8 protein-coding genes are annotated in these 11,736 nt (G+C 73.0%); 5 read left to right on the top strand and 3 right to left on the bottom strand.

Annotation, left to right across the window (positions count from 1 at the left end; translation table 11 throughout):
* Nucleotides 1-109 precede the first annotated feature (109 nt).
* From ppdK to nirD, 5 genes are all read left to right on the top strand, one after another.
* Nucleotides 110-2,851 (top strand): pyruvate, phosphate dikinase, encoded by a 2,742-nt coding sequence (gene ppdK, locus OIE12_RS10515; protein WP_329134056.1) that lies wholly within the window; start codon nucleotides 110-112, stop codon nucleotides 2,849-2,851.
* A 422-nt stretch (nucleotides 2,852-3,273) separates the two neighbouring features.
* Entirely contained in the window at nucleotides 3,274-4,146 is an 873-nt protein-coding gene (locus OIE12_RS10510; protein ID WP_329141841.1) for an alpha/beta hydrolase, read from the top strand.
* A 103-nt stretch (nucleotides 4,147-4,249) separates the two neighbouring features.
* The gene (locus tag OIE12_RS10505; protein ID WP_329134054.1) at nucleotides 4,250-5,488 is read left to right on the top strand and encodes an NAD(P)/FAD-dependent oxidoreductase; all 1,239 of its coding nucleotides are present in this window, start codon (nucleotides 4,250-4,252) and stop codon (nucleotides 5,486-5,488) included.
* Nucleotides 5,488-8,091, top strand: coding sequence for a nitrite reductase large subunit NirB (gene nirB, locus OIE12_RS10500; RefSeq protein WP_329134053.1), 2,604 nt, complete (start codon nucleotides 5,488-5,490; stop codon nucleotides 8,089-8,091). The genes OIE12_RS10505 and nirB overlap by 1 nt, the downstream gene beginning before the upstream one ends.
* Entirely contained in the window at nucleotides 8,088-8,438 is a 351-nt protein-coding gene (gene nirD / locus OIE12_RS10495; protein WP_329134050.1) for a nitrite reductase small subunit NirD, read from the top strand. The genes nirB and nirD overlap by 4 nt, the downstream gene beginning before the upstream one ends.
* 1 nt (nucleotide 8,439) lies before the next feature.
* Here the strand turns inward: nirD and OIE12_RS10490 are convergent, their stop codons facing one another.
* The 3 genes from OIE12_RS10490 to OIE12_RS10480 form a co-directional block, all read right to left on the bottom strand.
* Complete coding sequence (locus OIE12_RS10490; protein WP_329134048.1) at nucleotides 8,440-9,072, bottom strand: class F sortase; 633 nt, start codon at nucleotides 9,070-9,072, stop codon at nucleotides 8,440-8,442.
* Nucleotides 9,073-9,214: 142 nt separating this feature from the next.
* Nucleotides 9,215-9,739: a hypothetical protein gene (locus tag OIE12_RS10485; RefSeq protein WP_329134045.1), complete on the bottom strand. Its 525-nt coding sequence runs from the start codon at nucleotides 9,737-9,739 to the stop codon at nucleotides 9,215-9,217.
* Nucleotides 9,740-9,999: 260 nt separating this feature from the next.
* Nucleotides 10,000-11,646 carry a M4 family metallopeptidase gene (locus OIE12_RS10480; protein WP_329134043.1) on the bottom strand — a complete coding sequence of 549 codons (1,647 nt, stop codon included), beginning with the start codon at nucleotides 11,644-11,646 and terminating at the stop codon, nucleotides 10,000-10,002.
* Nucleotides 11,647-11,736: the final 90 nt, after the last annotated feature.

Below are 11,736 nucleotides of genomic sequence, written 5' to 3'. Positions count from 1 at the left end.
ACGGCTGGTTGCGGGCGCATGACGCGCGAGTGGACGTACCCACGCACCTTCGATCTGGGTATGTTCCTCGCCGTCAGGGCAGCCACCGCGTCCTCGAGGAGTCGAGACCGTGTCGGAAAACAAAGATCCTCACGTAACCGGGAACGCCGTCGAGGACGTGAAGTTCGTTTATGACTTCACCGAGGGCAACAAGGACCTGAAGGACCTCCTCGGCGGCAAGGGCGCCAACCTCGCCGAGATGACCAACCTCGGGCTCCCCGTCCCGCCCGGCTTCACCATCACCACCGAGGCGTGCAAGGTCTACCTCGGCAGCGGCGAGGAACCGGCACACCTGCGTGACGAGGTGAGTGCGCACCTCGATGCCCTGGAGAAGAAGATGGGCAAGAAGCTCGGGCAGGCCGACGATCCCCTCCTCGTCTCCGTCCGCTCCGGGGCCAAGTTCTCCATGCCCGGGATGATGGACACCGTCCTGAACATCGGACTGTCCGACAAGTCCGTACAGGGCCTGGCCAAGCAGGCCGGCGACGACCGGTTCGCGTGGGACTCCTACCGCCGGCTCATCCAGATGTTCGGCAAGACGGTCCTCGACGTCGACGGCGACCTCTTCGAGGAGGCCCTCGACAAGGCGAAGGAGGCCAAGAAGGTCGAGGTCGACACCGAGCTGGAGGCCGCGGACCTCAAGAAGCTGGTCACCACCTTCAAGAAGATCGTCAAGAAGGAGGCCGGCCGGGACTTCCCGCAGGACCCGCGCGAGCAGATGGACCTCGCGATCAAGGCGGTCTTCGACTCCTGGAACACCGACCGCGCCAAGCTCTACCGCCGCCAGGAACGCATCCCGCACGACCTCGGCACGGCCGTCAACGTCTGCTCCATGGTCTTCGGCAACCTCGGCCCCGACTCCGGCACGGGTGTCGCGTTCACGAGGGACCCCGCGAGCGGCCACCAGGGCGTCTACGGCGACTACCTCCAGAACGCCCAGGGCGAGGACGTCGTCGCCGGCATCCGCAACACCGTCGCGCTCGCGGAGCTGGAGCGGATCGACAAGAAGTCGTACGACCAGCTGATGCAGATCATGGAGACGCTGGAGAACCACTACCTCGACCTCTGCGACATCGAGTTCACCATCGAGCGCGGCACCCTGTGGATGCTGCAGACCCGCGTCGGCAAGCGCACCGCCGGTGCCGCGTTCCGGATCGCCACGCAGCTCGTGGACCAGGGTCTGATCGACGAGGCGGAGGCGCTGCAACGCGTCAACGGCGCCCAGCTCGCCCAGCTGATGTTCCCCCGCTTCGACGAGGACGCCAAGGTCAGGCAGCTCGGCCGGGGCATCGCGGCCTCGCCGGGCGCGGCGGTCGGCAAGGCGGTGTTCGACTCGTACACCGCGATCAAGTGGTCGCGCTCCGGGGAGCAGGTCATCCTGATCCGCCGCGAGACCAACCCCGACGACCTGGACGGCATGATCGCCGCCGAGGGCATCCTCACCTCGCGCGGCGGCAAGACCTCGCACGCCGCCGTCGTCGCGCGCGGCATGGGCAAGACGTGTGTGTGCGGCGCCGAGGAGCTGGAGGTCGACACCAAGCGGCGCTGTCTGACGGCGCCGGGCGGGGTGGTCGTGGAGGAGGGCGACGTCGTCTCCATCGACGGCTCCTCCGGCAAGGTCTACCTCGGCGAGGTGCCCGTCGTGCCGTCCCCGGTCGTGGAGTACTTCGAGGGGCGGATGCACGCCGGTGCCGACGACGCCGACGAGCTGGTCGAGGCCGTCCACCGGATCATGGCGTTCGCCGACCGCAAGCGCCGGCTGCGGGTGCGCGCCAACGCGGACAACGCCGAGGACGCGCTGCGCGCCCGCCGGTTCGGGGCGCAGGGGATCGGCCTGTGCCGCACCGAGCACATGTTCCTCGGCGACCGCCGCGAGCTGGTCGAACGCCTGATCCTGGCCGACACCGAGGCCGAGCGCGAGGAGTCCCTCAAGCAGCTCCTGCCGTTGCAGAAGCAGGACTTCATCGAACTGTTCGAGGCGATGGACGGCCTCCCGGTGACGATCCGTCTCCTGGACCCGCCGCTGCACGAGTTCCTGCCCGACATCACCGAACTGTCGGTGCGCGTCGCGCTCGCCGAGTCCCGCAAGGACCCGCACGAGAACGATCTGCGGCTGCTCCAGGCCGTGCACCGGCTGCACGAGCAGAACCCGATGCTGGGCCTGCGCGGGGTACGGCTCGGCCTCGTCATCCCCGGCCTGTTCACCATGCAGGTACGGGCGATCGCCGAGGCGGCGGCCGAGCGCAAGGCGGCCAAGGGCGACCCGCGCGCGGAGATCATGATCCCGCTCGTCGGCACGGTCCAGGAGCTGGAGATCGTCCGCGAGGAGGCCGACCAGGTCGTCGCGGAGGTCCAGGCCGCCACCGGCACGGAGCTGAAGCTGGCGATCGGCACGATGATCGAACTGCCGCGCGCCGCGCTGACCGCCGGGCAGATCGCGGAGGCGGCGGAGTTCTTCTCCTTCGGCACCAACGACCTGACCCAGACGGTGTGGGGCTTCAGCCGCGACGACGTGGAGGCGAGCTTCTTCACGGCGTACCTGGAGAAGGGCATCTTCGGGGTGTCGCCCTTCGAGACGATCGACCAGGACGGCGTCGGCTCGCTGGTCAGGGCGGCGGCGAAGGCGGGCCGCGAGACCCGGCCCGACCTCAAGCTCGGCGTGTGCGGCGAGCACGGCGGCGACCCGGAGTCCGTCCACTTCTTCCACGAGGTGGGCCTGGACTACGTCTCCTGCTCCCCGTTCCGCATCCCGGTCGCCCGCCTGGAGGCCGGGCGCGCGGCCTCGTCGTCGACGGGCAGCGACCACCGCTGACCGTCCCGCGAACCCCGGGGCCCGGGTCCCCGACCGAACCGACCCGGGCCCCGGATCACCCCCCGAACGCCGGGGCCCGGGTTCCCTGACCGAACCGCCGGGCCCCGGCCCCCGCCGGCCACACCCGGAACCGCCGCACCCCGCGCACCGACCCTCACCGCGCGGCGACGGCTCCGGCCCGCCGGAAGGAGGCGGCACCCCTTGTGCGGAGGGGCGCCGCCTCCTTCGTCCGTGCGACGGCGGACGGCCGCGAGGTCGGCGAGGCCCCGTGCTCCACCGCCACCGGCACCGGCCGCGACGGACGCCGTGACCACCGGCGTCGGCGGCGCACCCGGCAGGGCCGGGCCGCCCCGCCACGCATGCCCCGCCGCCCGCCGGGCACACGCAACGCCGGTTCCGTCGGCGGTGCGGAGGAGGTCCAGGTGTTCGAGGGATTCGAGGTCGGGCAGGTCCGGACCGGTGACGCGTCGGTGTTCGTGCGGCACGGCGGGGACGGGCCCCCGGTGGTGCTGCTGCACGGGCACCCCCGCACCTCCGCGACCTGGCACCGCGTCGCCCCGCTCCTCGTCCGCGCCGGGTTCACCGTCGTCTGCCCCGACCTGCGCGGGTACGGCCGGTCCACCGGGCCGGTGCCCACCGCGGACCACACCGGGTACTCCAAACGGGCCGTCGCCGGTGACGTGGTCGAGGTGATGCGCGCGCTCGGCCACACGCGGTTCGCGCTCGCCGGGCACGACCGGGGCGGCGCCGTCGCGCTGCGCCTCGCGCTCGACCACCCGGACGCCGTCTCGCGCGTGGCACTGCTCGACTGCCTGCCCGTCTGCGAACACCTCTCCCGCATCACGGCCGAGTTCGCCACGCGGTGGTGGCACTGGTTCTTCTTCGCCCAGCCGGACATCCCCGAACGCGTCATCAACGCCGACCCGGACGCCTGGTACCACGGGGATCCGCACCGCATGGGGCAGGAGAACCACGACGAGTGGCGCGCGGCCACCAGGAACCCGGACGTGGTGCGGGCCATGCTGGAGGACTACCGGGCCGGGCTCACCGTCGACCGACGGCACGAGGAGACCGACCGTGCCGCCGGGGTGCGCGTCCGCTGTCCGGCGCTGGTCCTGTGGTCGCTCCGCGACGACCTCGAGGAGCTGTACGGGGACCCGCTGCGGATCTGGCGGCAGTGGGCGCCCGACGTGCGCGGCCACGGGATCGACTCCGGGCACCACGTCGCCGAGGAGGCGCCGGAGGCGCTCGCGGCCGCGCTGGCCGGCTTCTTGACCGCTGCCCCGCCCGCGTGAGGAGCCCCCTCACACCCGCCCCCCGGCCCCACTGAGGGCAGCGTTCCTCCGGGGAAACAGGAGGGATGCGGTCGGGTAACACCCGCGGCGCACGCTCTTCGGCATGACCTCGGACGCGCGTGTGGTGGTGATCGGGGCCGGGCTCGCGGGTGTCGCGCTCGCCCGGCGGCTCGGTGAGCTCGGTGTGCCCGCGCTGGTCGTGGGGGAGGAGGAGCACCGCCCGTACAACAGGGTGCTGCTCGCCGAGGTGCTGGCCGGGCGGTACGCGCCCGAGGTGATCGCGCTGCCGGGGCCGGCCGGGGAGCCGGTGCGCGGCCGGGTCACCGGGATCGACCGTGCCGCGCGGCGCGTGCGGTGCGCGGACGGCACCGAGATCACGTACGGCACGCTCGTCCTCGCCACCGGCTCCAACCCCGTACTCCCGCCGCTGCGCGGGCTGTTCGGCGCGGACCGCCGGCTGCCCGAGGGCGTGCACGCGTTCCGCACCATGGACGACTGCCTCGGACTCGCCCGTGCCGTGCACCCCGGCGTGCGCGCCGTCGTGGTCGGCGGAGGGCTGCTCGGCGTCTCCGCCGCCCGCGCGCTGGCCGCGCGCGGCGCGCAGGTCGTCCTCGCCCAGCAGGCCGAGCGGCTGATGGAACGCCAGCTCGACCCGGTCTCCTCCGGGCTGGTCCGGCGCCATCTCACCGGGCTCGGCGTGGAGGTCCACACCGAGACCCGGGTGCGCGACGTGCGCTGCGCCGGCGGCGCCGTCCACTCGGTGGAGCTGGCCGACGGCTACCGGCTCGACACCGACCTCGTCGTCCTGGCGTGCGGGGTCCGCCCGCGCACCGGGCTCGCCGAGGAGGCCGGGCTCGCCGTCCGTACGGGCGTCCTCGTCGACGACCGGCTGCGCACCTCGGACCCGTACATCCGTGCGATCGGCGACTGCGCCGAGCACGACGGGACGGCGTACGGCCTGGCCGCACCCGCCCTCGAACAGGCCGGCGTCCTGGCCACCCTGCTCGCGGACCCCGACGCCACCGCCCGCTACACCGGCACCCGCGCACTGACCCGCCTCACGCTCGCGGGAGACGAAGCCCCGGCCGCCCCCGCCCCCTTCCTCGACCTCGCCGCCTTCGGCGACCCCGACCCCCGCCCCGGCGACGACGTCGTCCAGCTCGCCGACGCCACCCGCGGCACCTACCGCAAGGTCGTCGTCCGCGACGACCGCGTCGTCGGCGGGGTCCTCGTCGGCGAACTCGGCACCGTCGGCGCCCTCGCCCGCGCCTGGGAGGGAGCGGAGCCGCTCCCCGACGGCACCCCCCTGCTCCATCTGCTCACCAACGACGGAGGCTCCTGATGACCACCGCCCCCGGGGCCACCCCCACGCTCGTGCTCGTCGGCCACGGCATGGTCGGCCAGCGCTTCCTCGAGGCGCTCGCCGCACGCGGGCTCACCGCCACGTACCGCGTGGTCGTGCTCTGTGAGGAACCCCGCCCCGCCTACGACCGCGTCCAGCTCACCTCCTACTTCGCCGGCCGCACCCCCGAGGAGCTGTCCCTCAGCGACCCCGCCTTCCTCGCCGAACACGGCATCGAACTGCGCCTCGGCGACCCGGCCGAGCACATCGACCGGGAGGCCCGCACCGTCACCGCACGCTCCGGCCGCACGCTCGCCTACGACACCCTCGTCCTGGCCACCGGCTCCTCCCCCTTCGTCCCGCCGGTCCCCGGCAAGGACGCCGAGGGCTGCTTCGTCTACCGGACCATCGAGGACCTGCTCGCCATCGAGGAGTACGCGAGGCGGCGCGCCACCACCGGCGCCGTCGTCGGCGGCGGACTGCTCGGCCTGGAGGCGGCCGGCGCGCTCAAGGGGCTCGGCCTGGACGCCCACATCGTGGAGTTCGCGCCCCGGCTGATGCCCGTCCAGGTCGACGACGGCGGCGGCGCCGCCCTGCTGCGCACCATCGAGGAGAGGGGGCTCGCCGTCCACACGGGCGTCGGCACCCAGGAGATCCTCGCCGACGACACCGGCGCCGTCACCGGCATGAAGCTGTCCGACGGCTCCGAACTGGCCACCGACCTCGTCGTGTTCAGCGCCGGCGTCCGCCCCCGCGACCAGCTCGCCCGGGAGTGCGGGCTGGCCGTCGGCGAACGCGGCGGCATCACCGTCGACGAACAGTGCCGCACCGTCACCGACCCGCACGTCTTCGCCATCGGCGAGTGCGCGCTCGCCGCCGACGGCCGGGTCTACGGGCTGGTGGCGCCCGGCTACGAACAGGCCGAGACGGCCGCCGCGACGATCGCCGCCGACGACACCGAACAGCGCACGTTCACCGGCGCCGACCTCTCCACCAAGCTCAAACTGCTCGGCGTCGACGTCGCCTCCTTCGGCGACGCGCACGGCACCACCGAGGACTGCCTCGACGTCGTCTACTCCGACTCCCGCGCCGGCCTCTACAAGAAGCTCGTCATCGGCCGCGACGGCACCCTCCTCGGCGGCATCCTCGTCGGCGACGCGGACGCCTACGGCACCCTGCGCGCCCTGACCGGCTCGGTGCCGCCGCTCGCCCCCGAGTCCCTCGTCCTGCCCGCGGGCGCCGGCGCCCCCGCCCAGCTCGGCCCGTCCGCGCTGCCCGACGACGCCGTCATCTGCTCCTGCCACAACGTCACCAAGGGCACCATCCGCGGCGCCGTCACCGAGCATTCCTGCACCACCGTGCCCGAGGTGAAGAAGTGCACCCGGGCCGGCACCGGCTGCGGCAGCTGCGTCAAGGTGCTCGGCCAGCTCGTCGAGGCCGAGCTGGAGGCGAGCGGCGTCGAGGTCGACAAGGGCCTGTGCGGCTGCTTCGCGCAGACCCGCGAGGAGCTGTACGAGACCGTCCTCGCCCTGCGCATCGACTCCTACCAGGACCTGCTGGACGGCCACGGCCGCGAGCACGCCCGCGGCGGCGACGGCTGCGACGTCTGCAAGCCCGCCGTCGCCTCGATCCTCGCCTCCCTCGCCCCCACCATCGGCGCGAGCGGCCACATCCTCGACGGCGAGCAGGCGGCGTTGCAGGAGACCAACGACCACTTCCTCGCCAACCTGCAGAAGAACGGCTCGTACTCGGTCGTCCCGCGCATCCCCGGCGGCGAGATCACCCCCGAGAAGCTCATCGTGATCGGCGAGATCGCCCGCGACTTCGGCCTCTACACCAAGATCACCGGCGGCCAGCGCATCGACATGTTCGGCGCCCGCGTCGAACAGCTCCCGCTGATCTGGACCCGCCTCGTCGACGCCGGCTTCGAGTCCGGACACGCCTACGGCAAGGCGCTGCGCACGGTGAAGTCCTGCGTGGGGCAGACCTGGTGTCGCTACGGCGTCCAGGACTCCGTCCGCATGGCGATCGACCTGGAGCTGCGCTACCGGGGCCTGCGCTCCCCGCACAAGCTGAAGTCCGCCGTCTCCGGCTGCGCCCGTGAGTGCGCCGAGGCACAGTCCAAGGACTTCGGCGTCATCGCCACCGCCGGCGGCTGGAACCTGTACGTCGGCGGCAACGGCGGCGCCACCCCGCGCCACGCCGACCTCCTCGCCCAGGACCTCGACGACGCCGGACTCGTCCGCCTGATCGACCGGTTCCTGATGTTCTACATCCGCACCGCCGACAAACTGGAGCGCACCAGCGTCTGGCTCGACCGGCTCCCCGGCGGCCTGGACCACGTCCGCGACGTCGTCGTCGAGGACTCGCTCGGCATCTGCGCGGAGCTGGAGTCCCTGATGGCGGCGCACGTCGCCCACTACCGCGACGAGTGGGCCGACACCATCAACGACCCGGAGAAGCTCGCCCGGTTCGTCTCCTTCGTCAACGCCCCCGACACCCCCGACCCGGTCGTCGCCTTCGTCCCCGAACGCGACCAGATCAAGCCCGACCTGCCCCTGCTGACGATCGGCACCCGGCCCCTGGAAGGAGCCCAGCGATGACCCTGGCCCCCGAGACGACGGACCTGAGGATCCAGCTCCGGCTGGCCGACGACTGGCTCACCGTCTGCGACCTGACCGCCCTCACCCCCGGCCGCGGCGTGGCAGCCCTGCTCCCCGACGGCCGCCAGGCCGCCCTCTTCCGCGACCGTGCGGGGCGCCTCTACGCGATCGGCAACCGGGACCCGTTCACCGGTGCCGCGGTCCTCTCCCGCGGCCTGACCGGCACCCACGCCGGCCGCCCCTTCGTCGCCTCCCCGCTGCTGAAGCAGCGCTTCGACCTGGAGTCGGGCCAGTGCCTGGACGACGACGGGGTGCGGGTACCGGCGTACGAGGTGCGGGCCCGCTGAGTCAGGTGCGGCTGCCGGTGAGGTGGGCGAAGACGACCACGTTGCCCTGGTAGCCGGTCGCCCGCGAGTAGCCGCCGCCGCAGGTGATCACCCGCAGCTCGGGGCGGGCGGCGGCGCCGTACACCTTCTCGTCGGGGAAGTCCTTCGCCTCGTAGACCTCGACGGCGTCCACGGTGAACTCCGCGACGGCGCCGTCCCGGCGGTCCACGTCGATCGTGCTGCCCTTCTTCAGGGCGCCGAGGTCGTAGAAGACGGCGGGCCCCTCGGTGTTGTCGACGTGGCCGGCGACGATCGCGGTGCCTGACTCGCCGGGGGTGGTGCCGGCCTCGTACCAGCCGGCCAGGTTCTTCTCTTCCGCGGGCGGCACGTCCAGGCTGCCGGACTTCGTCAGGCCGAGGCCCATCAGGGGCGCGTCCACATGGATCGACGGGATGCGGATGCGGTCCGGCGGCGACGGCGGCAGGGCGGGGGCCGCGGCGCCCGTGCGGTCGGTCCCGGCGGAGGCCTGCGCGGCCGACGGCTGCGGGGGCGGCGCGGGGGTCTCGGCGGCGCCGTGCAGCAGCCAGGCGCCGGACCCGAGCGCGACCAGGGTGACGGCCGCTATGGCGGAGTTGCCTATCCTGCGTCTGCGCACGAGGCGCCCCCTTTCCGTCGGCCCCCTCTGGTGGTGACGGACCGATGCGGCCCGCATCCCCCTCCGGGCCCGCGAGGGGCGGGCGGACCCGGAGGGGGAGGGGCGTGTGCGGTACCGGCGGACGGACAGCGGAGGATGTCCGTCAGATCCCCTCGCCTCTCGCCCGGCGATGCAGGAGCCAGGTACCGCCCGCGGCGGCGACGGCGAGGGCCGCCACGCCGGCCGCGGTCCGCACGGGGTCGGCGCCGAGCCCGCCGCCGACCCCCGTCTTCACGCTTCCTCTGGGCTGGGTGTGGTTCCGGGTGGCGCTCAACGCCACCACCAGGTCGCCCGTGACCCGCCCGCCGCCCTCGGAACAGCGGGCGACGATCTCGTACGTCCCCGGCTGCGCGCTCGGCGGCACCTCGAACTGACCGATCGCGTCGTGCTCGTGCGCGCTCGGCGCGAGCGCGAAGCGCCCGGCGCCCACGGCGCTCGCGTCGCCGGTGGCCGCGCCGTCCGTGCCACACGCACTGACGTTCACCGACACGTTGTCGCCGGGAATCACCGTGGAGGGGTACACCTCCAGCTCCCCGGCGCCCTCGCCGCCGTACGCGGGCGCGGCGGCGAGACCGGCGACGGTGACGGCGAGCGCGGTACCGGTCAGCAGACGGGCCGTGCGGCGCATGGTGCTCCTCCGAGGGGGCCCGGCCCGCGACACCCCTCATGTGCCACTGCGTCGGCCACGCCCCTGCCCTTCCGAGCAAAAGGGCAGGGACGGCCGCGCGCTTCCTGAGCGCCCGTCAGAAATACGGAGAACGGGTGTTCCGTACCTCGCACACATGACCGGTACGACCCTGTTCCAGCAGGTCAACGCCCCGCCCCCGACCCGCCGGACAGGACCACCCGGGAGGCGTAGGGGACGGGGCGAATGGGGTGACGCGACCGTCAGCCGACGGCCACCGCATCCCATGCGGAGCCCACCGCGGCGTACTCCGCGCTGCCGGCCCCGTAGAGGTCGCCCGCCGCGCTCAGCGTGGCCGCGCGCGCTCCCGCGTAGTCCGTCGACGACGTCATGTACACCGTCAGCGCCCGGTACCAGATCGCGCCCAGCTTGTCCCGGCCGATCCCCGTCACCGTCGAGCCGTCGCAGGTGGGGGAGTCGTACGCGACACCGTTGAGCGTCTTGGCACCGCTGCCCTCGGCGAGCAGATACGCGAAGTGGTTGGCGACGCCGGAGGAGTAGTGGACGTCGAGACCGCCGACCGAGCCGCTCCAGCAGTCGGCCGAGGCACCGTCCCGGGACGGCTCGTCCATGTACCGCAGGGCCGGCTCGCCGAAGCCGGAGCGGACGACCTTCTCGCCGATCAGATAGTCACCGGCGTCGGAGGAGTTGCCCGCGTACCACTCCACCAGCGTGCCGAAGATGTCCGACGTCGCCTCGTTCAGCCCGCCCGACTCGCCGGAGTAGGTCAGCCCGGCCGTCGTCGAGGTCACGCCGTGCGACATCTCGTGCCCGGCCACGTCCAGCGCCACCAGCGGCCCGAACGTCGACCCGTCGCCGTCGCCGTACGTCATGCAGAAGCAACTGTCGTCCCAGAAGGCGTTGTTGTAGCTGTTGCCGTAGTGGACGCGGTTGTACGAGCCCTTGCCGTCACCCGCGATGCCGGTGCGGCCGTGCACCTCCTTGTAGTAGTCCCAGGTCTCGTCCGTGCCGTACTGCGCGTCGACCGCCGCCGAGGAGCGGTCCGCGGTCGTGCCGGTGCCCCAGTGGTTGTCGGCGTCGGTGTAGAGCGTCGCGGGGGCGCGACTGAAGCAGATGCCGAAGATGCAGAGGTCGGTCTTGTTCTCGGCGTCACCGGTGTACGTGTTGCCACGGGTGGCGTCCTTGAGCTGGTACGACGACCCCGACTGCGTCGTCTCCAACGGCACCGTTCCGCTGTAGAGCGACTGCCCGTCGCCGGTGGCCGTCTCGATGGCGTCCCAGGCGTCGATCTCCCGGCCGCTGCGCGCGTCGGTGAGCACGGTACGGGCGACGGGGTTGCCGAGCGAGTCGAGCCCGACCGCATGGGTGCGCCAGGCCAGCTTGGCGGCGCCGTGCAGGGCGTCGACGACCAGCTCGGGCTTGGCCTTCACCGTCCTCAGCGTGCCGCGGTGGGCGGCGCGCAGCTCGGCGGTGGCGAGGTCGGCGGCCTTGGGTGCCTTGACGGCGGGGGTGGTGCTCGCCACCGAGACCGTGCGGGTGGTGGCCCGGTCGGCGCCCTCGTAGGCACCGCCGCGGGCCAGGTGGACGACGAAGTCGCCGCCGAGGACGGGCAGATCGCGGTACGTGCGGTCGTAGCGGACGTGCTGGGTGCCGTCCGCGTCGACGACGACGTCCCGGACGCTGGTGTCCTGCGCGGAGGTCAGACCGAGGGCGGCGGCCCGGTCCGTGAGGACGTGGGCGGCGTTCTCGATCGCGGTGGCTCTGCTCGGCCGGGTGTCCGCCGTGGCGGACGTCGTGGGGGCGAGGGCGGCGGCGAGCAGCGCGGCGGCGGCGACGGCGATGCCGGTCCCGCGGATACGACTCGTACGGCTCATCGGTCTCCGGCTCATCGGACTCCTCGGTCGCTGGGAGGGGGGACCTCTCAGGTTTACGGGGTCATGACATGTCATGTCCATACCGCCTTGGGCGGATGGGGGAGG

Source organism: Streptomyces sp. NBC_00670, assembly GCF_036226765.1.
In the GTDB taxonomy this organism is placed as follows: Bacteria; Actinomycetota; Actinomycetes; order Streptomycetales; family Streptomycetaceae; genus Streptomyces.
This window is presented reverse-complemented; position numbering and strand designations above follow the sequence as displayed.

Bases quoted from the DNA above. Each gene is read 5' to 3' on its own strand.
- OIE12_RS10505 (WP_329134054.1), top strand. From the start codon at position 4,250: ATGACCTCGGACGCGCGTGTGGTGGTGATCGGGGCCGGGCTCGCGGGT.
- OIE12_RS10485 (WP_329134045.1), bottom strand. From the start codon at position 9,739: ATGCGCCGCACGGCCCGTCTGCTGACCGGTACCGCGCTCGCCGTCACC.
- OIE12_RS10480 (WP_329134043.1), bottom strand. From the start codon at position 11,646: ATGAGCCGGAGACCGATGAGCCGTACGAGTCGTATCCGCGGGACCGGC.
- nirB (WP_329134053.1), top strand. From the start codon at position 5,488: ATGACCACCGCCCCCGGGGCCACCCCCACGCTCGTGCTCGTCGGCCAC.
- nirD (WP_329134050.1), top strand. From the start codon at position 8,088: ATGACCCTGGCCCCCGAGACGACGGACCTGAGGATCCAGCTCCGGCTG.